This window comes from Nostoc sp. C110 (assembly GCF_043099725.1).
Taxonomy (GTDB): domain Bacteria; phylum Cyanobacteriota; class Cyanobacteriia; order Cyanobacteriales; family Nostocaceae; genus Nostoc; species Nostoc muscorum_A.
The window spans coordinates 6,177,576-6,202,529 of the sequence record NZ_CP171148.1 but is presented as its reverse complement, the minus strand read 5'-3'; the positions used below and the strand labels follow the sequence as shown (position 1 = coordinate 6,202,529).

Genomic DNA, 24,954 nt, shown 5'->3' with positions numbered 1-24,954 from the left:
CATCAATTCTGGGGTTACTTGTGTCGCTTACCCTACAACCACTGGCTTATTCGCTACAGGGCATAAATCAGCAAGCTCACACGCAACACAAACGGGAGAGCGGGCTTTACAAATAGCACGACCGTGATAAATCAACCGAATTGACCAATTTTCCCAATCCGGCTGAGGCAATAAACCCATTAAATCTTGCTCAATCCGAACGGGGTCTTTTGCTTCAGTTAAACCCAAACGTTGGCACAGGCGCTTGACGTGAGTATCTACCGTCACGCCAGCATTAATACCATAACCATGACCCAGAACGACATTTGCTGTCTTCCGCGCCACACCAGGAAGCTTTAATAATTGCTCCATTTGGTTCGGCACAACAGAATCAAATTCAGTAACAATCATCCGACAAGCGGCTTGAATGTTTTTAGCTTTATTGCGATAAAACCCTGTAGAACGCACCAAGCTTTCTAATTCTGCTAAGTCAGCGATCGCTAAACTCTCAGCATCAGGAAACTTACCAAATAAAGCTGGTGTCACCTTATTCACTCGCTCATCAGTACATTGAGCTGAGAGAATCGTTGCCACCAGCAATTGTACTGGTGTTGAGTAGTTCAAAGAGCAAGTCGCATCTGGATAAAGACGCTTCAGACGAGCTAAAATTTCTAGCGATCGTTTCTTTTTAGATAACGATTTGCGGGTAGTAATCACTGGAATAATTTTTGTACCCACTCCAATTGGCTAGTTAATTGGGTAGTTTCTTTGACGATCAGAAAAATTCCTAACCCTAAGAGTAACACCAAGCCAGTTTGCATTACACCTTCTTGAATCCGGGACGGTACAGGCTTACCGCGTAAACCTTCAATCAGCAGAAAAGCCAGTTGTCCGCCATCCAAGGCTGGCAAAGGCAAAATATTGATAATAGCCAGGTTAATACTGATAATTGCCGCAAAAGACAACAGATTTACGCTATTATCCTCAGCTAATTTTGCACCTATTTTGACAATATTAACTGGCCCAGAAACTTGTCCAGCAGTTTGTTGAAAGTTGGTAATCAACTGCCCAAAACCGCTCAGTGTCCCAACAAATAATTGTTGAAACCTGTTAGCAGCAAGACCAAAAATTTCAAAAGGACTATTTGGACGACGATAAACTGCTGTAGCATTGGGACTAAGTGCCACACCAACTACACCTTTGCCATCGGCTCCCAGTTTTGGCGTTAATTTCAGGGTTTGTTGTTGGTTTTCACGCTGAATTTTCAGTTCGATTTGCTGATTGGGATGAGTTTGAATTTCTTTAGTCAGCAAAGGAGTTGATTTGTCAGAAGCCGGGAGTTCTTGACCGTTAACAGCCAGAATAATATCTCCTTCCCGAATTCCTGCTTGATAGGCAACAGATTCTTGATTAACAGGCTGGACAATAACACCAGCTTGATAGTTTAATTCTTTGGGAATACCAACGATACCCAATTGCAGAACCAGCACCAAATAGGCAAATATTAAATTTGCAATCACTCCAGCACTGATGACAATCGCCCGGTCTAAAACTGGACGGTTACGCAGCAGATTCGGGTCATTGGGTGGAATATCGCTATCGGGGTCATCATCGGGAAAGCCCACAAAGCCGCCCAAGGGAAAAGCGCGGACAGCATATTCGGTTTGTGAACCTTGATACTTCAAAAGAACTGGGCCAAAACCCAAAGAAAAACGGTTAACGAGAATGCCTTGAGAACGTGCTGCAACAAAATGTCCCAACTCGTGTACCAAGATCAAAACAGCCAAGACTGCGATCGCTGCTAAAACTGACATAGAGTAAATTAGAGAAAATATTAAGTTATAGTTATCTCCATTCTAATTGGGCATTGGGTATTGGGTATTAGTCATTGGTCATTGGTCATTGGTCATTAGTCATTAGTCATTGGTCATTGGTAAATAACAAAGGACAAATGACTAATGACAAATTATAAAACTTCACGCCCTAAGTAAGGTTGCAGCGATTCTGGTATCTTCACTGTCCCATCAGGTTGTTGATAATTCTCCAAAATTGCTGCCATAGTCCTTCCCACAGCCAAACCCGAACCATTGAGGGTATGTACGAACTGAGTTCCTTTTTTCCCCGCCTCTTTGAAGCGAATATCAGCCCGTCTTGCTTGGAAATCTATAGTATTAGAACAGCTAGAAATTTCGCGGTATTTGCCAGAAGAGGGCAACCAAACCTCTAAATCATAAGTTTTGGTAGAGGCAAATCCCAAATCCCCAGTACTTAAATTTACTACTCGATAAGGCAACTGCAACGCCTGTAAAATCGCTTCTGCATTCCCCACCAATTTCTCCAGTTCATCAAAAGAGGTACTTGGTTCAACAAATTTCACCATTTCTACCTTGTTGAACTGATGCAGGCGAATTAATCCCCGCATATCGCGCCCATAGCTACCAGCTTCGCGGCGAAAACAGGGAGTAAAAGCGCAGTGGTAAATAGGCAAATCTTCAGCAGCGAGAATTTCACCCCGGTAGAGATTTGTAACTGGAACTTCCGCCGTCGGAATCAGCCATAAATCATCATCCGCGCATTTAAAGCTTTCTTCCGCAAACTTGGGTAACTGACCAGTCGCCGTCAAAGACTCGGTATTCACTAACAGAGGCGGACTAACTTCCACATACCCAGCTTGAGTATGGAGAGTCAGCATAAATTGAATTAATGCCCTTTCTAATGCCGCACCAGCGCCCATCAATGTCACAAAGCGACTTTGGGCAACTTTTACAGCCCGTTCAACATTGAGAATACCCAGCTTTTCACCAATTTCCCAGTGAGGGAGAATATTTGGATTTTGGGGAATATACTCATCACCCCAACGCCGCACTTCTACGTTATCTTCCTCATTCTTCCCAAGGGGTGTAGAGTCGCTTGGTAAGTTGGGAAGCGCCAACACAAGTTGAGTAATTTGAGCTTTGAGGTCTTTTTCCTGGGGTTCCAGTTGGCTCAACGTCGCTTTGACAGAGTTACCTTCATCCCGCAAAGCTTGAATTTCTGGGTCTTGAGAATTAACCCCAGATTTAATCTTCTGCCCGACAATTTTACCGATTTCGTTGCTCCGAGCTTGGAGTTGACTGCGTGTCCCCTCTAGTTCTCGTTGTTGCCGATCTAACTGTAAAATCGGTTCAATGTCGTATTTACCACTACGACTATTCAATCGTTCTTGAACTAATTGCGGATTTTCCCGTATTTGCTTAATATCCAGCACAGATTTTTCTCAGTTTCTAGCCTAAAATCTTCCTGTCAATACAGTTAACACATTAAGCATTTAGCATATAGTAATTTTGGTTTGCTGTGACTGGAAAAACAAAGTTTATTGCAAAAATTCAGTCTCAATCTCTGAATCAAGATTTTTCCCTAGCATTAGTGCCAGGGCTAAGAAACCATATATTGCATTTAACCAATCATGAACTCGTATCTTGAGTCACTCTTGTTTCAGTAACCTGGGCAAGACTTTGACCATTACCATTATTGTTATCAGCAGCTGCAAACGTCCTTTGAGTGATACTCTGTGCTTCCTTATCGTCTCTAACTTGTCCAGGTGAAGGCAACCAGTATGCAAGCACACTTGATAAACCACCCCAGTACAGAGCAACATTCTTATCGTCCCCTGGCGAGCCAAGCTTGAAAATGCACAGTCCCAATACGATGCTACTAAAGAAAACCTGTACCCCAAATCTCCATACGTCTTGATTAAATTTATGGGCTGGTTGATTTTTCATAGTGTTCAAACTTATAAAAAAGGTATACATCATCCCTGTTCTAGTTTTGACATCACTTGTTAGTACAGCTTGGCGGAATTCTTAATGACACCCGTACCCCTACGGTGATATTGCTATGCGTAGTGTAACGCTCTCTCGACTCGCTAAGGTAATTGGTAATTCCTATACTGCAAGCGTTTCATTAATTTGAAATGGATAGTTCATTTACGCAATGCTGTACTATCAGGATGTTTTTTCAAGGATTATGTAGTTGTCTTCACACGCAGTTTTGCCCGTTTCGGAAAAGTATGATAATTTTCTTTTGACTCTTGAAAACTCAGCATAGGCGAAACGCCCGCCCCGCTACCGCTAATAGAACTTATAACTAGGGTCGGTTAATACGATTGAGTAGCCAAAGTGACGCTATAAGCCCCGCAAAATGTGCTGATACAGTGTTGGTATTTGCCTGTACAACAAGCATATCTAGACCGCTAATAATACGGGTAGGGTCAAAAAATTGTGTAGTTATAGCTTGAGGAGATATGGATCTTGCTACCAGTGTACCAACGATCGCTTGCGCGCCTAAAAGAGTCACCAGTGTTCCGCCTAAATTTACCCACAGCCCTAAGCGTAATACTTGCACAGTCTCACTTTTGCGAGGGCGGTTGCTGGGATTGGAGGATTCCAATTGTTTACCAATTCTGGTGTAACGATAAGCTAAATAAATACCTCCACCTAAAACAACCAGTCCACAAATTGCTAAAAATACGCCAAAGCCAGTCCCAGGATTATTACTAGGACTACCAGTTCTTTGATTAAAGATGGCGAACAGCAACACAATTATGCTAGAAACAACGCCTAGTACTAGCTGAATCCAGAAGCTAATCCAACCTGTAAGGCGAAAGGTTTGGGCAATTGCCCGCAGAGAAGATGATGGAGCATCGGGAGTCTGTGACATATATAGAAGATTGCCAATGTGCCGGGCACTTTCAAAGGACACAAAGACACAAAGACAAAAGTTTAATCTAAGGAAGCCTTAGCTCAAAAGTTCGGAGAACACGGAGAACTGTGAGAGGTATTGCACTCTACGTCTCTATCTCTCCGAGAACACCAATTCAGTCAGGACTTACGTAAATAATGGCCGAAAAGAAGGATTTTCAAGTAGGGCAATTCAAAAATTGTCCCTACAGCAACTAGTTTTGCGTAAGTCCTATCAGTAACGAATCATGTCTCTCCAACCTCTTATCTTTTAGTCAAGGAGGCTGGGGATTAGGTTTTTGATTACTGAATCGATGCTCTAGTCTTTGCGTCTTCTTTGATAAATTTACTATCACATTTACCAAATGCGACAAGAGATTCTCTTATCCAGCCAATCAGTAATGCGTACTACTTAAGTGTGTCCACCGCCGTAGCAGCTTTAAACCACATATATCCCATAGCTTAAATTCTTATGATTTGCATTGGGAAAATCACTGTAAAACAAAGTGTTTATTAAGTTTTACAGACAAAATTGCATTTTACCTGTAAAATTTCTTCGATGGCATTTTATTGCTTAAGCATTTCTAACTACCTTGGCATTACTTAACACCAAGAAAGTCAGAAACCTCACGCCTAAAAGCTGGGGCTTGGCATTTGCCCTAATCTGATCAGACTTAGTACATAAGGTACTAAGTGAATTTGCTACTCTCTGTTAGATCCTCACCACACCATATCAAACTTGGGTTCGGGTACATTTCTTTATGTCCCTAAGACTCACAACTCTTACCACGACTTCACAAGCGTGGGTAATCGTTTGGTATTTACGCAATGGATATCTAGTCTAAGTAGCATTATATATATTACTCACTTGCAGTAGCACGGTATACTGACTACAAGGATTATAGACCTTACCATAAGGCATTTTTTTAGCCATTCACTAACCATGAAACTTGAGGATATATATCAATTCTTTGAAAATCCTCCGCCAACTTACCTTTGTCAGGAAGTAGCAGTTTGTTACATACTGTCTGTTTTATTACAAGGTGAATCCTACGGAACCGAGTTGATTGAGCAATTAGAAACTAAATATCCAACCTATAGGCTTTCTGATACTGTGCTTTATAGTGCAATCAAATTTCTGGAAGACGAAAAGGCAATCACTGGATATTGGAAGAAACTGGAAGGACGAGGACGACCTAGGCGGATGTACCAAGTTTCTCCAGAATGGCAAGTTCAAGCGCAGGATTTAGCTTTGCAATGGCTTAACTACATCAATAGGAGGACAAAGTAACGAATAATTGATAATGAATAAGTCTCCTCCAGTCAAACAATAACAATCAGTTATGGATACTGCTATTCTGCCATCTACGTTCCTGCTAACCTTGTTGTTATCAGTTGGGCTGTTTTTCTTTATTCGTGCCTCGACTAAAGACCGCATACAAACAGTGCAACTGGTATCTGAGCAAGACGAAGCTGCTTTAATGTCTCAATTAAAAGAGTATTTTCGCTCCCGGTCTTACCAAGTAGCAGAGGTAGACCGAGAACAAAACAAAGTGACTTTTGAAGGGAATGTTCGCCCCAGTTGGTTTTTAGCTATATTTTTAACTCTGCTGGCAGCGACTGGGATTGTTTGTCTCTCACTAGTCGTATACCTGCTTTTTCCTAACCTCAGTCCCATTGTTTTGGCTATGGTACTGCTGTCGCCTTTAAGTGGTCTGTTTTATTGGAAAAAATCTGGAAGACTTGAGAAGGTGTCACTCAAAGTAGAAACAACTCAGAGCGAACAAACCTCCTCAAGTAAGATCACTGTAGTTGCCCATCGAGATGAACTCAGTGAGTTACAGAGAACTCTACAGCTCAAGGCTGGCGAATAATTGTTGATTTTTTTATGATATGCAGACTTCTGACCTGATCTAATCTTTAAGCAATGAAAAGTAAAAAGGAGGAAATCAAGACTTCTGCTTTGTCATTTTCCCCACGATATAAGTCGTGGGGAGAAATTTAAATTAATTAACTTAAATTCGTTGACAGAGCTTGGTTAACAATTCACGGTATAAGAGCGCAACTTCACTAGCGCTTTTGGAGGCGCTTGGCTCTATACCCACTCCCTTCTATATCATGACACTAGTATCAACCCATGCAATCTAGCGTGCTTTGAGACTAGTTTATTTTCCAACTACCTGGACTAGCCTTACTGGCAAATCAGCTCCAAACTAAAAAAAAATTAAATTTTGCATAAACTTAGCTATTTTGCCAGTTAATGAATAGTCAGGAGCCACACTCAATGTGTAAGATGACCAACTATGGTTCACCGGCTAGCTAAAGCAAGAGGTTCTTGACCAGGCGAAGGTTCTAATACCCTCAAGCTTGGAAACAAGAAATGGTTTTCCTCTACGTATTGAGCACCAAACAGTCCCTTTTCTGCCCAGAAATAACGATCTGTTGTGTGTTCATTTCGCTTTACGAGTAGCAACGCAGGTGGCAAAATCCCTTCAGCTTGAATGAATCTTCTCGCTGCTGTCACAGGTTTTTCTTCGCCACTTTCGATGCTATATTGAGGCACGTGTTCCAAAATCCGCCGTCCTTCTTGACGACGGCGACTTTTCCTTTTGCGTCTCCTTGCCAACCTATTGTCCTCCTCTTTCAAGCTATAGATTGTAGTGTTAGCTACAAAATCCGTCGTCATTATATAAGTTCTAGTTCAAAATATCAATAGTTTTTAACCTTTTCATGCAAGAAAATTAACATCTTTGAAAATAGATAAAACAAAGTTACCTAAGAAAATAATTCCTTGGTACAAACCATCACTAAGAAGATTTTAGTTAAGCTTTATTGAATGGGTGAGGTAAAAATTAAGTATCCTCTCTTATCATCATGCCTTAAAATCTGTAATCTTGAGCAAGAGCTAAAAAATGTTAATGTCTGCCAGTTCCGATTTTATTGCTCTGTGTCGAGAGCAAATAGCGCTGCTAACCCAAGGGCTGGGAGCAACTTTAAGTATTGTGTACCTGACACAAGAATTGGTAGAGACTCCTTCTGGTGAAGCCAAACTGATTCCTGTGGTAATTTATCCAGAAACAGCATTATTACCGCCAGGGGAAGAGACTGCTGAGGCGACAGTACACAAGCAACTTCAAGTTGGAAATGTGTTTATATTACCCAACGATCGCAGAAGGTTATTGACAGCAGAATCGGAATCTCCAACCTCATCACAGCAGTCTGAGGCATCTCAACCCCATTTAAAAGAGGAATACCTCTTTAGTGGCAACCAAATTGTTTTACCTCTAGTTTATGAGGGTGTGATGATGGGGTTATTGGTGACGGGTAGGCAAGACCGGGCATGGAATGAACATGAGGAAAGTCAAATTCAACAGATAGCCCAGACATTAGCGATCGCTTGTATTTTAGATCAACGCCGGGCATGGTTTGAGGAGCAGTTGCGTGAGCAACAAATTCTCCAAGAAAAACAGCGAGATTTGCTAGATAACCTGTTGCATCAGTTTCGTAACCCATTAACGGCATTGCGGACTTTTGGGAAACTGCTATTGAAGCGGCTGCGCCCAGGAGATAGCAATCGGGATGTGGCCAATAGTATTGTGCGAGAAAGCGATCGCCTCCAAGAATTGCTACAACAATTCGATCAAGTAATTGACTTGACAGAGACAGATTTAGCACCACTACATCTACCCGAACATGAAGTGTTTGTGGAAGCAACTATCCAAAAAGACGCTAAACCGCCGCTATTATTGCCGGGAACAGGAGATAAAACAGTTGACTGCTCGTTAGCAGATATATTAGAACCATTATTAATATCAGCCAAAGCGATCGCCCAAGAGCGAAAGCTAAAACTAATAACTGAAATTAAACATAATTCACCCCTAGTACGTGCCAACATCAAAGCATTACGAGAAGTTTTAACTAACATCATCGATAATGCTTTGAAATATACTCCCACTGGTGGCAAAATTTTGATTCAGGCGGGGCAAGAAAAAGCTAATTTTCAGGGAATTGCGATCAGTGACAACGGGCCTGGCATTCCCCCCGAAGATTTAGAACATCTTGGAGAACGGCATTATCGGGGTGTACAAGCGCAAACAGAAATCCCTGGCACAGGTTTAGGGTTAGCGATCGCTAAACAATTAATAGAGCAAATGCAGGGCAAAATCGAGGTTTTCAGCCCTGCAATCAACTCTAAGCTAACTTCACCCAATGCGCCGGGGACTACTTTTATTATTTGGTTGCCGAAAGTTTAGAATTTGTCATTCGTCCTTTGTAAAAACCAATGACTAATGACTAATGACCAATGACTAATGACTAATGACTAATGACTATCTGAGTGAAACCAACAAGTTTTGATTGATGGTCATTTGTAAATCGGTATCTGGGTCAATGGCGATTAAGTCAACGCTATTCTTACCGAAGAACAGACCAACCAATGCACCGATACCAGCGCCACCCAAAACTTCTTCTGTGGCGATCGCGCGATCGCCAGTTACAGCAGATACCGCAGTTGCCGCACCTGCACCCAATACAGTATTTTTGATAATTGAACCAATACTAGTACCCTTCTTGACGGTTTCAGTTTTGGTGATCACTTCAGAGCTAGCGTTAAGCTGATACTCCTGACCATTGGTCAAAACCAGTTTCTCAGCAACGAATTGAGAACCGCCTGTAGCAGGTTTGAGTTGACCAATTACTTGACTACCAGCCGGAATCACTACAGATCCGTCTTGTGTTACTACGTTTTGGGATACTGTCAACGTCAAAGGCGCAGTTTCATCCTTTGTAACCAGAATCTTTTCTGCCTTGTCATACTTCACAGGGATAGCAGTCCCTTGAGGAATTGTGACTGATACAGGCGTTGGGGTAGTAGACCCGACAGCCACAACATAAGGCGAGTTAATTGCTGAGGCTTGGTTAGAACTAACCAATGCTTGGTAGATAAAAGCTGCTACTTGGGCGCGAGTAGCGGTTGCAGTTGGATTGAGGAACTTCACATTAGGATAGTTCACAACTATTTGCTTTTCAGTTGCAGCTGCGATCGGGCTACGGGCATAGCTAGCGATGTTAGAGGCATCGTTGAAGTATTGCAGAGTGCTTTCGGTATTGCCACTAGGACTATATTCTAGACCGTTAGCGAGGGAAACTAAAACCTGTTGGCGGGGAATAGCTTGGTTCGGCTCAAAGCGATTACCAGGATATCCAGATAAGAAACCAATGGTATAAGCTTGCTGAATGGCACTTGATGCCCAATAATTGCTGGGCACATCAGCAAAGTTGATTGGCGATCGTTGCTGTGCTTTTTGAAAAGCTTTGTTGACCATAGCGGCAAATTGAGCGCGTGTCACCGCTTCTTCAGGACGGAAACTACCATCAGGAAATCCGGCAATTACACCACGCTGTGACAATTGTTGAATAAATTGTGCCGCCCAATAATTAGATGAAACATCAGAAAAAGTGGTTTGAGCTAAAGATGGAGAAGCTGTAATCAAAGGAGCTACAGTGCCTACTGTGACGCTCAAAGCCATGAGTGCAGCTGTTCCAGATTGCAAACGATTAAAAGTAAACATTAATTTTTAACTCCAGTACAATTATTTTTATTACTGTTAATTAATTAGACATTTACTAAAGTATTAGGTTCCCTTTAATTTCTGTTTTTTGTAAAAACCATTACTTTTGGCATACAGTCAAATTAGATAGTCAAATTAAGAAAAAGCCTGGCAACATAGCTAGCAATAGATAATAGTGTAATCAGCCTCTTACCAACTAGAGGATGTTTTAAAAGTTCTCTGATTGGTATCAAAAGCTTTAGATGCCTCTAAATCTCCCTTAAAAAGCAATACAGTTCAGTTAAGCCCAAAATCCTTAACTGAACTGTATTACCTTAAAAAACGGGGACTTTCACCTGGTTCTATGCTTAAAAAGCCTACCGTGTATACACAAGGTCAGGAAGCAGGCAGGGGGTTAAGTCTAAGTTAATTCACCAATTTGAAAATATTCGCTGTCACTCCCAGACTTTCTTCAAAAAGGGACTCACGACCCCAGCGTTGCACCTGCTGACTCAGTAATGCTTCGGCTTTTTGTTCTGAAAGTGAAGTTACCTGTTGAAACAGACCGGCAGATTGGGCACCACCATGTGTTTCCATCCGCATACAACCACCAGTTTCCGAGCAGATAACTGTACCACAGTCTGCCTGGGGATTTGTGGAACTGAGGCGCAAGGCAATCAAATCACCAATAATATCGCCCACATCCGCAACGGGAACCCCTGCTAACTCCGCTTCTACTTGTCGCTGATCTTGAGAAATAAAATGGATGCGAGTGATATCATAATCACCGCTTTCCTTTTGATAAGAAACTGGTTGCCATTCCAATCGACTTGCCAGCCAACCCAAAAACAGCAAAGCTTGGGCGGGATTGCCTTTTTCGTAATCAATCGTCACGCGGTCAATTTCTCTGAGGGCGGCACGACGCTTAGGCGAATCGTAGGCTTCAGCTGTCAATTCCTGCCATGATGCGAGGCGACGCCAGTTCAAATCCGCTAAAGGTACACCAGCTTCTACCAACTCTTCTAGGCGGAGTAAATCACTTTCTGGCTCGTTAAAGTTGCAAGAATCAACAATGACATTATTGCAGATTGCTGCTAGGCGCTTGAATAGACCGTTGTTAGGGTCTGGTGTCGCCTTCCACCAGAGAAACTTTGGCAAACCGCCAATCAACAATGCTGGAATCATGCCACCGATGCGTTCTAAGGCAGCAGCAGTTCCACTCAGAGTAATGTATTCGCAGCAGATAAGTGTGCTTGACGATTGTTTTTGAATTGGGCAATAGGCAGAAACTTGAGCCTTAACTCCTTCATCTTCGCCAGTAATAGGAAATAGGGCAATGATCCGGCAGGGGTTGCGGAGAGCGATTTCATCAGCAATTCTGGGGCTACCGCTATTTAATCCAGCAATAGCATGTTCTCCTCCAGTCCCACCTCGCTGACCTTTAGCGAATTCTTCTCGTAATACAGTCAGAGTTTCTTGTGTTGCTGTTCCAGTTTCTGGCAGTTTATGTTTCTTTTGCACTTCCCGTAATGCTGCTGCCATTTGTGGCCCTAAAATCCCATCAATTGGGCCGTTGTAAAATCCTAAAGCAGCCAACAAATACTGAGTTTCTTCTGGTTCGTAGACTACTAAAGTAAATGTTGTTGCCCTAGTAGCACTGGGAAGTTCACCGTCCTCCCCAGTTATGCCATAGCTTTGCCAAATTTTATTGAGTTCGGCATCTATTTCGTTAAGCGAAATATCTTTTGGTGCCTGGAGTGAAAAAATTGTAGAAGTTTGGAGAGCCATAGGAAGTTTTAGATTTTGTCATTTGTCATTCGTCATTCGTCATTTGTCATTTGTCATTCGTCATTTGTTTTTACTAGTGACTAACGACTAATGACTAATGACTAATATTTAGAGTCTGCGCCAGCGACGGCCATCCTGGTTAATTAAGAGTTCTGCTTGTTCTGGCTCCCAAGTGCCGGCTTCGTACTGGGGAATAGTAGTAGGATCGGCGGGTGCATCCCAAACGGAAAGGGCTGGTGTTACTACCTGCCAAGCTGCTTCTACTTCATCTGCACGTGTGAACAATGTTTGATCGCCCATCATACAATCAAGGAATAAGCGATCGTAGGCATCGGATGTTGCTTGGATGCCAAAGGAACCATAACTAAAGTCCATATCAACGGAACGGGTGCGGAATTCTGCCCCCGGCATTTTGACATCAAAACGCAGGGAAATACCTTCATTTGGCTGAATCCGCATCGTCAAAATATTGGCGTTTGTCTGTTGGGCGGCAGATTGAAACATCCGAGATGGAACTTCGCGGAAGTGAATTGCAATCTCACTCACTTTTTTCGGCATCCGCTTTCCAGTCCGCAAGTAGAAAGGAACACCTTTCCAGCGCCAGTTATCCACCAAAAACTTCATAGCTACATAAGTGGGTGTGGTGGAGTTGGGGTCAACGCCTGGTTCTGTGCGATATCCTGGCACTGCTTGACCTTTCATCCAGCCAGCACTGTATTGCCCACGTACTGCTGACCGCGACAGATTGTGAACATCAGCTAAACGAGTAGCTTGGAGTACCTTCACTTTTTCTGTGCGGATGCTATCGGCATCCATTGCGTTGGGTGCTTCCATCGCCGTTAAGCAGTAAAGTTGCATGAGGTGATTTTGCAACATATCCCGCAGTGCGCCGGCGCTTTCATAGTAGCCAGCCCGGTCTTCCACGCCCACGGTTTCTGCTACGGTAATTTGCACGTGGTCAACAAATTGACGATTCCACAAGGGTTCAAAAATCGCATTGGCAAAGCGAAACACCAGCAAATTCTGGACTGTTTCTTTACCCAAATAGTGGTCAATACGATATACTTGATGCTCTTTGCAATATTTCTGTACCACTTGGTTAAGGCTTTGGGCAGAAGCCAAGTCCCGACCAAAGGGTTTCTCAATTACTAGACGATGTTTGTAGGGATCTTCTAGCATCCCGCCGCTTCCTAGCTGCTTAATTGCTTCGGGAAAGAATGAGGGAGCAACGGATAGATAGAACATGCGATTGCCTCGCGTGCCCCGTTTTTCGTCTAATTCACTCAATAAGGTTTTTAGTTTCTGGTAGCTTTCAGGGTTGTCTATATCTCCAGGACTGTAGAACAGACCTTGAGAGAAGTCTTGCCAGAGTTCCCCTAAATCGACATCAGGATGTGCCTCTTCCATGCCCTTCTGCATTTGTTCGCGGAAGTATTCATGGCTCCATTCTCGACGTGCTACGCCAACAATAGTAGTTTCTGGTGGAATGCGCCGTTCTCGCCGCAATTTGTAAAGTGCTGGCACTAGTTTGCGCCAGGTGAGATCACCAGAAGCGCCAAAGATAACTATAATCTGGGGTTCAGGCATCCCTTGTTGTTGCAGACCAACGCGCAAGGGATTTTCTAGCAGACTAACCATAGGAATTTTGGATTTTGGATTTTGGGTTTTGGATTTTGGATTGGGGGAGAGGTAACAGGTGACAGGTGACAGGTGACAGGTGATAATCTGTACCCTGTAACCTGTACCCTATTCCCTTCTTCAATCCCCAGTCCCTACACTGGTGACAATACCTTGATCTTGTCTTCTAAAGAGTTCATCAAGGACTGGAAGGGCTGGATGAACTTGTCAATACCTTCAACTAACAGTTCATCCATTACGGTATCGAGATCGATGTTGATGTCGGGATCTTTGAGGTTTTCGATCAGCGTGTAAGCATTATTTACGTCTGTTTCTAAGCGATCGCTCACGTTACAATGATCGGCACAAGCTTTAATGGTCGCTGGTGGGACGGTGTTAACGGTATCAGGGCCTACCAACTCTTCGATATACATCACGTCGTTGTAGTTGGGGTCTTTGGTGCTGGTACTAGCCCAAAGTAGCCGTTGTACTGTGGCCCCTTTTGCTCCCAATTCTTGCCAACGCTCACTTCTAATGATTTTCTTGTATTCTTGGTAAGCTAGCTTGGCGTTTGCGATCGCTACTTTTCCTTTCACAGCTTTTAGCTTTGCTTCCACGGCAATATCATCAACGCCTTTTTTCAACTTAGCATCTATTTTGGCATCAATGTTGCTATCGATCCGGCTGAGGAAGAAGCTAGCGACTGAAGCAATTCTACTGATGTCTTTACCTTCAGCCAGCCGTTTTTCTAAGCCACGAATATAGGCCCAAACTGTATTTACGTAGCTTTCTACTGAAAACAACAGCGTAATATTGACATTCATCCCCTCGGCTATTACTTGCTCTACTGCTGGCAAACCAGGTTCTGTACCGGGAATTTTAATCATCAGATTTTCCCGACCAATTTCTTGGAAATAGCGCCGAGCTTCGCTTATTGTGGCTTCCGTATCATGGGCGATGGTTGGCGGTACTTCGATACTCACATAACCATCTAGTCTATTCGAGGCTTCATAAACAGGGCGTAAAATATCACAAGCGTTACGGATATCTGCAAAAACGAGGGATTCGTAAATTTTGTCTATCGGTAAGTTAGCACGAACTCCGGCTTCTATATCGGCATCATAAATGACGTTACCTGCGATCGCTTTTTCAAAGATAGCTGGGTTAGAAGTAATCCCAGATATACCTTGATTTTCAACCAGGTCTTTGAGTTCACCTGATTGAATAATGTCACGGGTCAAATTATCCATCCAGATACTTTGACCGTATTGCTTAATTTCTAGTAGATGATTGGTAGACATAGCTAGTTTATTTCACTCCTGTATAGTGATGTTTCTAAGTGAAGTTAGCAAAACGCATTGATACTTACTTTTGAATTGTGGCGTTGCCAATCACTTATCGCATCGGCCAGCTGAGATAATCCTTAATTGATCTTCAAAAAGCGCTATTTTGCATCCCCAATCCTAAATCACCATGATTAACGTTTAATTAATGGCAGATGAGAGTACAGCACGGCGTAAATAAACACCCTTACAAAATGTCTGAAATCCTTACGTAACAATAATTACGAATTACGAATTGTATTCTAGTGTCCGTTTTGAATAAAAGACTCTACCTTTGCTACATCTTCTTTGCTGCCAATAATTAAAGGTGTGCGCTGATGCAGTTTTTTTGGCACTACATCCAAGATGTTTACCAATCCTGTCGTAGCACGACCGCCTGCTTGCTCAATCAAAAAGGCTAAAGGAGCAGTTTCATAAAGCAAGCGCAATTTCCCTTCTGGGTTTTGAATTGTGCCTGGGTAGAGGAACACACCGCCTTGAACCAAAATTCTATGGATGTCGCTCACCATTGCACCGCTATAACGAGCGCTGTAGCCTTCTGTGCGATGAACGTACCGGATATATTCTCGAATCGATTCTTCCCACTGCCAGAAGTTACCCTCATTCACGCTGTAAACGGAACCGTGATTAGGAATCCGAATATTCTCTTCTGTGAGAATAAATTCTCCTAAGCTGGGATCGAGAACAAAGGAATGAACGCCAGTACCTATAGTATAAACCAGCATCGTGCATGGCCCATACAGGATGTATCCGGCAGCGAGTTGCTTCCGTCCGTTGGTGAGGAGATCGGTTGCCTTACCATCGCTATCAGTTCCTTCTTGTTGGCGAATGGCAAAAATGGAACCCAAGCTGAGATTATTATCTGTGTTGGATGAGCCATCAATTGGGTCATACAACAGGGTATAGCGACCAATGGGGCAATTTTCGGGGATGTAGTAGGGATTTTCCATTTCCTCAGAAGCGAGGCGACAGACTAAGCCGCTTTGCTTAAACACTGAGATAAATACATCATTGGCGTAGACATCCATCTTTTTGACGGATTCTCCTTGGACATTAACTTCCCCGGTAAAACCGAGAACGCCTTCCATTAAACCAGCGCGACTCATGCGGCGAGCAACCAGTTTACCTGCTAAGGCGATGCGATTCATCAGCGCACTTAAATCTTGTGCATCTGGCGAAAAACTCTGAAGTTGCTGGAGAACGTGACGCGATAAGGTTGTACAATCACGATCTAAAGCTCTATCTGTAATTTCATTGATAGACGATTCTAAGGATTCTGGCGTTTTAGCCATTTTTATGTTCTCCGCAGCCACTAGCTGTTAATTGGGTTTTAGTCGTGTATGGCAACTTATGGTTGCTGCTTCTATCTTAGAAAGGTAATTTGAGAACTTAGATGCGACTTTAGATAAACTAAAGAAATGAGTTTTCAGTGACTCCTGTACTCAGAGCTTGTATACGTAGTAATTAGTCTAAAACAATACCAACGTTTTCTCGGTAGCTTTGTTGAGGATTTGGGCTAGCGATGCCTAAGCTTATCATTCTAAAAAGTTCCGATTTTAATTGGAGTCGCAACTAAAGAGAGATTTTGATGCGCTGTTCAACTCTTTTTACCCACTAAACCAGAATCAAAGTGGATAAAGTTCCAACTCCTCAATCAAATTCGATACTTTATTCATTACTTTGCCCCTAGTGACGCTTTCTGTAAGACTACTTCTTATTAGAGAAAATTCTAAAGTAGAGGTTTAGTTTTCGCTATTAGCAGCGCATGGGTGTAACGCAACTAGGATTTCATGGAGCGGAATTAATTATGACTGCTTTAACTTTACAATTACCTCCTAATCTCAAATTTACGGATGAGGAATTTGAACAGATTGTTGCTGTGAATAAAGAGTTGCGTTTGGAATTAACTGCTGAAGGAGAATTGGTAATCATGTCACCCACTGGAGGAGAAACAGGAAACCGTAATTTTGATTTGTTAGGTCAACTATGGTTTTGGAACAGTCAAAATAACTTAGGAAAGGCTTTTGATTCTTCTACTGGTTTTAAACTTTCCAATGGTGCAACTCGTTCTCCTGATGCTTCTTGGATAAAGATGGAACGCTGGGATGCTCTCACAGCACAACAAAGAAAAAAATATCTCCCCTTGTGCCCAGACTTTGCAATAGAATTGGTTTCTGAAACTGATGATGTCGAAGACACTCAAGCCAAAATGCAGGAATACTTAGCAAATGGTTTACAACTTGGTTGGTTAATTAATCCCAAAGATAAACAAGTAATCATTTATCGCCCTCATCAAGCACCAGAAGCTTTACAATTTCCTACAAATTTATCTGGCGAAGATGTTCTCCCTGGTTTTATTTTAAATTTACAGCCAATTTTTGCGTAGATGAATCGTTATTTTGATTGTTAATGCAAGTCCTAGAAATAAAATCCCCTCTCACCACACTTACCTCAAAGGGAAGAGCTGTAGGTTGAGAGGGGATAACTAAGAGTAATTACTAGTTCTCTGAAGTTTCCTGAGAGAACTTTTTATGGATGGTTTTGGTGGATTCTCCATCAGCAGCTACTGTTATGAGATAGTCCATTAAACCATCTGAAAAGGGGAGACGCAGGTGAAAAGTACCATCGGGTTTGATTTTGATGGGATGTCCAGCAATGTTTACGCTTGTATTTGGTTGGGTTGCTCCGTGAATAATCAACTCAGCATCTGCTACAAACCAAAAATCTTCGTGGGAACGACTGAAAACGCGAACATTAGGTGAACGGGCGATGAGTAACCAATGATCGCCTTCTGCTATATAACCAATTTCAACCATATAGTCGCGATCGCTCACGGGAATGGCTACAAAGCGATCGCGGGCTACTTCTTCACATTCATACTGCTGTATAAGCTGGGGACTTTGATAACTCAAGTCAATCCCAGTTACATCGTAAAGGCGCACTACCAATTGAGAACCGCCCTGTTGTTGCAGCACTTTGTTCTGAGTCTGGGAAATGTGCCAAGAGACATAAGCCCATTTGGGAGTGCGGGGTGTGAGCAGTATATTGCTTTCTTCTTCACTGCTCTTTTCTTCTACGTTTACCAAGTTAATAGCTGTTTCGCTTGGTAAAGCTCCATTTTCAACGGTGGAATCTGTAGAAACAGGACTGAAAACACGATTTTCTTCTACGTCTACCAAGTTAATAGCTGTTTCGCTTGGTAACGTTCCATTTTCAACGGTGGAATCTGTAGGAACAGGACTGAAAACACGAGCGATCGCAGAACGGGCAATAAATAACCAGCAATCGCCATCAGCGACATAGCCAATTTCAGCTATGTAATCCCGATCGCTGATGGGAATTTCCACAAAGCGATCGCTTGCAGTCTCGTCACATTCATACTGCTGGACAAACTGAGGATGTTGATAACTCAAGTCAATCCCAGTTGCATCATATAAGCGCACTACTAATTTAGAGCCGCCCTGTTGTCGCAGTTCTGCTTTTTTGGTTTCGGATATCTGCCAAGAGACATCAGCCCATTGGTAAGTGCGAGGTGTAAGGACAAGACTGCTCTCTTCTTCAACATCTACTAAGTGAATATCTGTTTCATCCGCAATCGCCACATTCTCAACGACGGGATCTGGATGTATCGGACTGGAGAAATGAACAACTGCTGAACGGGCGATGAATAACCAGCGTTCGCCATCAGCGAGATAACCAATTTCAGCTATATAATCGCGATCGCTGGCGGGAACATCCGCGAGTCCTTCGTTTACTGTCTCTTCAGATTCATACTGTTTGACAAGCTGGGGACTTTGATAGCTCAGGTCAATCCCAGTCACATCATAAATCCGCACTAGAAATTGAGAGCCGCCCTGTTGACGCAGTGCTGCTTTCTTGGTTTCGGAAACTTCCCAAGAGACATGAGCCGATGTAGAAGTATGTGGTGTAAGCACAAGACTGCTCTCTTCTTCAACATCTCCCAAGTGAATATCTGTTTCATCCACAATCGCCACATCCTCAACGATCGGATCTGGATTCACAGGACTGAAGACACGAAGAATTGCGGAACGGGCGATCAATAACCAGTACTCGCCATAAGCGATATAACCAATTTCAGCTATGTAGTCGCGATCGCTGGCGGGAATCTCTACTAAGCGATCGTGTGCTGTCTCTGCACATTCATACTGGTGGACAAGCTGGGGAGTTTGATAACTCAAGTCAATGCCAGTCACATCATACAGCCGCACTACCAATTGAGAGCCGCCTTGTTGCCACAGTTCTGCTTTCTTGGTTTCAGAAATTTCCCAAGAGACATTAGCTGATGTAGAAGTATGTGGTGTTAGCACAATACTGCTTTCTTCATCTGCATGTCCCAAAGCAATATCTGTTTCGGCTGCGATTGGCACATTGTCAATCGTAGTATTAGTTTCGCCTGGGGTATCCGCTCCCAAATTAATCGCCCAGGCTCCAATCCCTGCGCCTGCTGCTAAAGCCGCAACGTCTGCAAAATCTATGGAGTTATTCTCAGCAGCACCTTCGCTAACAGTTGGCTCTGTTTGAGATTCTTCGTCTACCACCTCAATCGGAGGTTCGGCTGCATCTGCTACCACATTGAATACATCTACATCTGGCAATTCTGGCAAATTGAGCAGTGGAGATGGTGGTAACGGTGAAGGTTCCACTTCGTCAGAGTCTGGTAAGGGGAATTCATCTGTATCTTCAGTTGAGGTGATACTCTGTAGCCAGTTCAATTCTGCTTGAAGTTCCTCATCTATCTCATCTTCAGAAATTTCTGTGTCCCAATATTCCAAACCAGATGTTACTTCTGGCACATCTGGTAATTCGGGCAGTGGGGCTGTTACTTCAGATGAAGGCAGTTCTACATCAGAAGATATTTCTTCGGGAAGATTTCCCAAGTGAGGATATGGAGTGTTTACTACAGCTGCTGGGGCTTCTATATCCCATGCAATCTCATCAGAATCGGGCGTATTTGTCGCAGTATAATTATCTAGCTCGACTGTCTCATCAATTGCGTTTGTTTCTGTTTCTTTGTTGTTAAAGGCAGACCAAGTAGCTGCCCCGATGCCCGTTGCTAAAGCCGCACCACCAGTTAAAGCTGCGGCTCCCGCTCCATTAGTTAGAGTAGAGGTTGTGCCTTCATAGAGGTTAGAAGTGCCATTAGTTGCCTCTTGGACTAAATTGGATGTCCCGTGAGTACCATTTTCAGCCAGTTCAGATTGGTTTTGAGCATAGATATTGAAAGGAGTGCGATCGGGGGTTTCTTGCTCTTGGAATTGTGAAACTGGCTGTTCTTCAAGCATCGCTCCGTTAATGGAGGCAGATGTGCTGGCATTAAGTACTGCTGTTTCTCCATCTTCTGGATCGGGTGGATGAGGATTTGATTCTGGTAGGTTGTCTGTTTTATCATCAGATGATGGGTTTTTTCCGAGAGTCCACCAGGCCAACGCTGCAATTACACTAACAAAAAACAAAGGTAGCAGTACCCAAAACGGTACTTCTTTGTTGACAATTGGGCTTTTTTGTGTAGTAGTGGCAGGAGCAACAAAAGGCTGTTCGGCAAATGCAGAAGCAGTAGCACTAGGGGAAGCTGTCGCAGCAGGTGTCGTCTGGGCACTGGGAGAAGGCGTGACAATAGGTTGTGATACGTTGGTTGCGATCGCAGTTGCTTCAGCTGTTCTTGCTTGTTCTATAGCCTGCTGTCCTGCGGGTGCAAGGGTAAAGCCAAGAAAATCTACTACGCTTAAGCTGGGATTTTTTTTGTAAACGTAAACTAAAGGTTGCGAGAAGGGATATTTTGCATCATCTGGCAAGGCTTGATGTAATTGCAGAACTCGCACATTTTGCAGCTTCGACACCTGATTAGCTAACACATAGCTGATGCCATCTTTACCCAGTTGTTTGATGATTTCTGCGGTATTATCCTCAGCTAGTTGGGTAGCACTAGACCCTGTAGCAAATTCAGCATTCTTGAAGGCTGGATAAGTGCGAAAAGTATTGCGAGTCTCACTTGTGTTCGGGTGATCGATTAACCGAATTTTCCCTGAAGGCGCTCCTAGTTGTGACCAATTTGTAATTTGTCCCCGGAAAATCCGAGCAAATTGCCTACTAGTCAAGCTTCCTTTGAAAGGATTATCTGCGCTGACCACGATCGCAATCTTCTCACGGCGCAAGCGGACTTGCTCTAGTCCTTGAGCTTTTTCTGCTGGTGTCAACCCCCGCCCCATTGCTACGATGTCGATTTTGCCATCTAGCAAATCTTTCAGTGCTGTATCAGTGCCATTAGCGGCAACTTCAACCTTAGTACCCGAAAACTGTTTTTCAAAATTCTCTTTCAGACCTTGATTGATTGCATCCAAACTATTGGAACCATCAATCCGAATTGTCGTTCCATTCTGCACTGTTTGCGGCAGTGTAAAAGAAGGAGACTCAGTTTTAGATTGCGCCAGTATGGGTTCTGATACCAGCAAACCTGCTGCCATAGGAGTTGTAGCTAAAGCAACCCATAGTATCAGCTTGATTATCGAAGTATCTTTTTTTTCTTGTTGCCACATAAGCCCCTTAATTAAAGTAAAAAATAGAAAGCCTACCAGTCTTAACCCACAATCTTGTTAAAGATTATGGAGGAGACGCGCTAATTATACATCTGAGTTCTCTTTAGTTCTAAGTTCCTTCAGCGCACTTATATTGATTTATACTTGGACTGAGATTGTATAGCATGATAATTTATACTCTAATTGCCAGAGTCTGTTTACTATAAAATGTTCTAATTTATATTGCAACTTATACCAAGTTGGTAGCTTATGGCCACAATTATGAATTATTGAATTACTAAAACTGGTAAAGTGTAGCAAATTCAATATTATTTAACAATATTATTTTCAGTCATGTTGAGTACTGTGTATCCTAATGTCTTAATGGAGTACTTATTGTTCAGTTTTCAGAAGAATCTACTATAGGACTCCTATTTGATTTTTGAACAAGACTCAGTACGGATGTATCCCTCTTTTCTTGCCAATTCCCAATTCCTATATAACGCGATGTGCGACTTATTCTTAAAACCCCTCTCCAAACCTCTCCCCGAAAGGTCGATAGGCTTTGATTATTGCTCCCCTTCCCTTGTAGGGAAGGGGCTGGGGGTTAGGTCTGAGAGAAAGTTGCACACGGCGTTATATATTTTTGAGATAACAATGACAATCTGGCTTATCAATCAGCGACTCCACCAAAGCATTTAAAGCCGTTGCAGCTAAAGCGCCACCTCCCAAAGTTCCTGCAACTGTAATAAAAGGTATCCCTTGTTGCATCAGTTGTCGCTTGGCTGCGGGAGCATGACTAAAGCCAATGGGCATTCCAATTACTAATGCTGGCTGAATTTTTTGATTGCTAATCGCGTCACAAATTTCTACAAGGACTGAGGGAGCATAACCAACTACCAACACACAACCGTGATTTACTTGCAGCAATTTTGATCGCCATTCTTGATGTTGCCAAAAAGCTGCTTCTGCTTCTGTGGCGGTGGTAATGTGGGGATTATCAATTAAGGTTTCAGTTCGGCATCCCAAGTGAAGTAATCGGGTTTGATCCAAAGCAGCAGCAACCGTTTGGGTATCGACAACAATTTGACAGCTTGAAGATAAGGCTTCTCGACTAGCTGCGATCGCATCTCGGCTCAATTTCACAAAGGATACTAAACTGACATCGCCACAAGCCAAAACCAACTGAGAAATTAAGTGTTGTTCAATTTCCGAACGGTGGGATAAATCTGGTAGTAAGCGTTGTAGCGATTCGGAAAAAGCTTCTGAATGGGTATGAATTTCGGCATCCAAGCCACTCCAGAGATTTTCCAATCCCCCCAATCCGGCTTGGGTTTCGACATCAAGTAACTTGAGTTGTGCCAGAACTTCCGCCTGGATAATTTGACAATGGCGATCGCGCCCCAATAATCCTTCTAATGCTGATGCAGTTTGCCGCAGTTGAGAAATTTGTTGCATCACCGCGCGATATTGCTGCTGGAGTTGCGCCATCAGATTTGTAGTTGTTTCTGCTTCTGGTTCCACCTCCAAAATATTGCGGATATGGTTTAGCTGAAACCCTTGCTGCTTCAATGCAACAATCCGTTGCAACCGCAGGACATCTGTTTTGGTGTAGAGACGGTAATTGCTGTGCGATCGTACTGGCTGCGGTAACAGCCCCAATTGATGGTAATGTCGCACCATTCGCGGAGTTAAACCACCGCCAACTGCATCAGTAAGTTCTTTAATAGTTAAGCAACCAGCATTCATGATTTACTCCAACAACGGCAAAATTCTTTGTAGTTCTTCACAAGCCGCCTGAAGAGATGGCGGCGCATTTTCATCTAAACTCCCTTGAGAACACTGGTTTGCTAATTGTTCAACACCGGGTTTACAAATTGCCTCATTTTTAGGGAATTTTGGATATTTGGATTTTTCTGCTTCTTCTTCAACAACTTCTCCTGTTCGTAAATAATGTATCCAAGTTTCGATATTTCTTTTTGGTACAAAGATTGCTATTTTCTCATCAGGCTTTCGAAGTTCCTGTGAATTTTCTATCAGTGCATTATCTAATTCTTTTAGTGTTGCCCTTACTGTTTCAGTATCTGCATCAATCAATACTATTAGCATTCCTGAACGATAGTTTTTTCGCCGATATTCTTTAACCTCTGCTGCATAATGCTTTCTAACAAACTGCTCTCCTGCACCTTTACCTGTTGGGGAAGTCCTAATTGTGACGTTTTTTGGATTTATATTAAAGCCTCGTTTTTTCAAAAAATGGTATGCAAAAACTTGCTGTTGTAGATCCTCACACAAAATTACTATCTGTACTCTATTCTGGGTCATAGAGCCAGCCTCGTGCAATCAGTTCTGAAATTGGTAATCCTGAATTTTCAGCCTCTTGATTACTAATTGGTTTTACTCGTACAGGTGCATTACTTTGACGCTCAAACCAATAACCTATAGGTGAAGCTAAAAGATAATTTATTAGTACAGGATGATGAGAGATTAACAAAGCTTGTATTTTTCCGTCAATACAAAAATCATAAAGTTGAATTAGCCAAGGTTGAATTTCTGGCAGAGCTAAAAAACTTTCTGGCTCATCAATGCAAAGTGTATAATCTTCAGATTCAGTGCAATAGAGAATGGTGTATAGAGCAATTATCACTTTTTGACCATCGGATAATTCACTAAAGCGATAATCAATATTTTTTTTCCTATCTTTATCTGTTGAAAATTTTAATTTTAGAGTCCGATAGTTTTCACTAAACTGTTCAAATTTAAAACTTACAAACCCATCTAATATATCTTTTAAAACGTTTATAAGTTCAGCAACTTTACCCTGATCATGGGAAATATAGCGATACCAAGAAACAAAGTTTTCCATTCTTGAAGTTAGATGAATTTCTTCCTTTTCACTACCATCAAGCATAAGACTAGGAATAATTTGTACAATAATGAGTCGCTGCATACGTTTGGTGAACCAGGCCAATTTTGTACTGTCACTGTCTACCGTAAATAAGTATAGTAAAGATCCGACTAATTGTAATCGTGAAGGTAATGAGGTTTTCATTACTTCTTCATGATCATCTTGAAAAATTTTAATTTCGCCCTCCTCAGACTTCAGTAAAGCTTGGTTATTAAACCAGAGACGCTCATATTCAACATGACTCTTGTCTTGATTATGTCTAATAGCAAATTCATATTTATAACTACCACCATTTCCAGCAATTTCTAGCTCAAAACGCTGAATTTGTAAAGTCTGCCAGCGAGTACAGTCAGCAGATTTAAAAATTTCTTCTACTTTTTCATCACCACTTATAAAAATTTGAATTTTCCGCAAGGCTTCAAAAACTGTTGATTTACCTGCTCCATTACCACCAAGAAACAGGTTAATCGAGTCAAAATTCATCTCGAAATTTACCAATCCGCGAAAGTTATCAATATA

General features: G+C 42.5%; 19 protein-coding genes. 4 read left to right on the top strand and 15 right to left on the bottom strand.

The window, feature by feature from the left end; all coding sequences use genetic code 11:
• Positions 1-27: 27 nt before the first annotated feature.
• The 5 genes from nth to ACFFRD_RS31595 form a co-directional block, all read right to left on the bottom strand.
• On the bottom strand, positions 28-717 hold the full coding sequence (gene nth / locus ACFFRD_RS31615) for an endonuclease III (RefSeq protein ID WP_392479737.1): 690 nt from the start codon (positions 715-717) through the stop codon (positions 28-30).
• A complete protein-coding gene (rseP, locus tag ACFFRD_RS31610; RefSeq protein ID WP_114081877.1) occupies positions 693-1,793 on the bottom strand; it encodes an RIP metalloprotease RseP in 1,101 nt (366 codons plus the stop codon). The genes nth and rseP overlap by 25 nt, the downstream gene beginning before the upstream one ends.
• Positions 1,794-1,945: 152 nt before the next feature.
• Positions 1,946-3,226, bottom strand: a complete 1,281-nt coding sequence (gene serS, locus ACFFRD_RS31605; protein ID WP_392479735.1) for a serine--tRNA ligase — start codon at positions 3,224-3,226, stop codon at positions 1,946-1,948.
• Between the two features lie 196 nt (positions 3,227-3,422).
• A complete protein-coding gene (locus ACFFRD_RS31600; protein WP_392479733.1) occupies positions 3,423-3,740 on the bottom strand; it encodes a hypothetical protein in 318 nt (105 codons plus the stop codon).
• A 364-nt stretch (positions 3,741-4,104) separates the two neighbouring features.
• Positions 4,105-4,677, bottom strand: coding sequence for a DUF3611 family protein (locus tag ACFFRD_RS31595; RefSeq protein WP_012410378.1), 573 nt, complete (start codon positions 4,675-4,677; stop codon positions 4,105-4,107).
• Between the two features lie 963 nt (positions 4,678-5,640).
• Here ACFFRD_RS31595 and ACFFRD_RS31590 point away from each other — a divergent pair.
• Together ACFFRD_RS31590 and ACFFRD_RS31585 are read left to right on the top strand one after the other, a co-directional pair.
• The gene (locus ACFFRD_RS31590) at positions 5,641-5,988 is read left to right on the top strand and encodes a PadR family transcriptional regulator (RefSeq protein ID WP_179074306.1); all 348 of its coding nucleotides are present in this window, start codon (positions 5,641-5,643) and stop codon (positions 5,986-5,988) included.
• A gap of 52 nt (positions 5,989-6,040) precedes the next feature.
• Positions 6,041-6,571, top strand: a complete 531-nt coding sequence (locus ACFFRD_RS31585; protein ID WP_012410376.1) for a cofactor assembly of complex C subunit B — start codon at positions 6,041-6,043, stop codon at positions 6,569-6,571.
• Between the two features lie 434 nt (positions 6,572-7,005).
• Here ACFFRD_RS31585 and ACFFRD_RS31580 read toward each other — a convergent pair whose 3' ends face one another.
• Entirely contained in the window at positions 7,006-7,323 is a 318-nt protein-coding gene (locus ACFFRD_RS31580) for a DUF3155 domain-containing protein (RefSeq protein ID WP_041566316.1), read from the bottom strand.
• Between the two features lie 286 nt (positions 7,324-7,609).
• On the opposite strand from ACFFRD_RS31580, the gene ACFFRD_RS31575 reads away from it, so the two are divergent.
• Positions 7,610-8,950: an ATP-binding protein gene (locus ACFFRD_RS31575; RefSeq protein WP_392479730.1), complete on the top strand. Its 1,341-nt coding sequence runs from the start codon at positions 7,610-7,612 to the stop codon at positions 8,948-8,950.
• A gap of 75 nt (positions 8,951-9,025) precedes the next feature.
• Here ACFFRD_RS31575 and ACFFRD_RS31570 read toward each other — a convergent pair whose 3' ends face one another.
• The 5 genes from ACFFRD_RS31570 to fbp form a co-directional block, all read right to left on the bottom strand.
• On the bottom strand, positions 9,026-10,267 hold the full coding sequence (locus ACFFRD_RS31570) for an S-layer homology domain-containing protein (protein ID WP_392479728.1): 1,242 nt from the start codon (positions 10,265-10,267) through the stop codon (positions 9,026-9,028).
• Positions 10,268-10,672: 405 nt separating this feature from the next.
• The gene (gene opcA, locus ACFFRD_RS31565) at positions 10,673-12,034 is read right to left on the bottom strand and encodes a glucose-6-phosphate dehydrogenase assembly protein OpcA (protein WP_392479726.1); all 1,362 of its coding nucleotides are present in this window, start codon (positions 12,032-12,034) and stop codon (positions 10,673-10,675) included.
• A 108-nt stretch (positions 12,035-12,142) separates the two neighbouring features.
• Entirely contained in the window at positions 12,143-13,672 is a 1,530-nt protein-coding gene (gene zwf / locus ACFFRD_RS31560; protein WP_012410371.1) for a glucose-6-phosphate dehydrogenase, read from the bottom strand.
• A gap of 134 nt (positions 13,673-13,806) precedes the next feature.
• Entirely contained in the window at positions 13,807-14,952 is a 1,146-nt protein-coding gene (tal, locus tag ACFFRD_RS31555; RefSeq protein WP_392479723.1) for a transaldolase, read from the bottom strand.
• A 284-nt stretch (positions 14,953-15,236) separates the two neighbouring features.
• Positions 15,237-16,286 (bottom strand): class 1 fructose-bisphosphatase, encoded by a 1,050-nt coding sequence (fbp, locus tag ACFFRD_RS31550; RefSeq protein ID WP_179074311.1) that lies wholly within the window; start codon positions 16,284-16,286, stop codon positions 15,237-15,239.
• Positions 16,287-16,801: 515 nt separating this feature from the next.
• Here fbp and ACFFRD_RS31545 point away from each other — a divergent pair.
• Positions 16,802-17,380 (top strand): Uma2 family endonuclease, encoded by a 579-nt coding sequence (locus ACFFRD_RS31545; RefSeq protein WP_392479721.1) that lies wholly within the window; start codon positions 16,802-16,804, stop codon positions 17,378-17,380.
• A gap of 112 nt (positions 17,381-17,492) precedes the next feature.
• Here ACFFRD_RS31545 and ACFFRD_RS31540 read toward each other — a convergent pair whose 3' ends face one another.
• From ACFFRD_RS31540 to ACFFRD_RS31525, 4 genes are all read right to left on the bottom strand, one after another.
• Positions 17,493-21,548, bottom strand: coding sequence for a DUF4912 domain-containing protein (locus ACFFRD_RS31540; RefSeq protein ID WP_392479718.1), 4,056 nt, complete (start codon positions 21,546-21,548; stop codon positions 17,493-17,495).
• 615 nt (positions 21,549-22,163) lie between these two features.
• Positions 22,164-23,276 carry a precorrin-8X methylmutase gene (locus ACFFRD_RS31535; protein ID WP_392479716.1) on the bottom strand — a complete coding sequence of 371 codons (1,113 nt, stop codon included), beginning with the start codon at positions 23,274-23,276 and terminating at the stop codon, positions 22,164-22,166.
• Between the two features lie 3 nt (positions 23,277-23,279).
• Positions 23,280-23,780: a hypothetical protein gene (locus ACFFRD_RS31530; RefSeq protein WP_392479714.1), complete on the bottom strand. Its 501-nt coding sequence runs from the start codon at positions 23,778-23,780 to the stop codon at positions 23,280-23,282.
• A 58-nt stretch (positions 23,781-23,838) separates the two neighbouring features.
• On the bottom strand, positions 23,839-24,918 hold the full coding sequence (locus ACFFRD_RS31525; protein WP_392479712.1) for an AAA family ATPase: 1,080 nt from the start codon (positions 24,916-24,918) through the stop codon (positions 23,839-23,841).
• Positions 24,919-24,954: the final 36 nt, after the last annotated feature.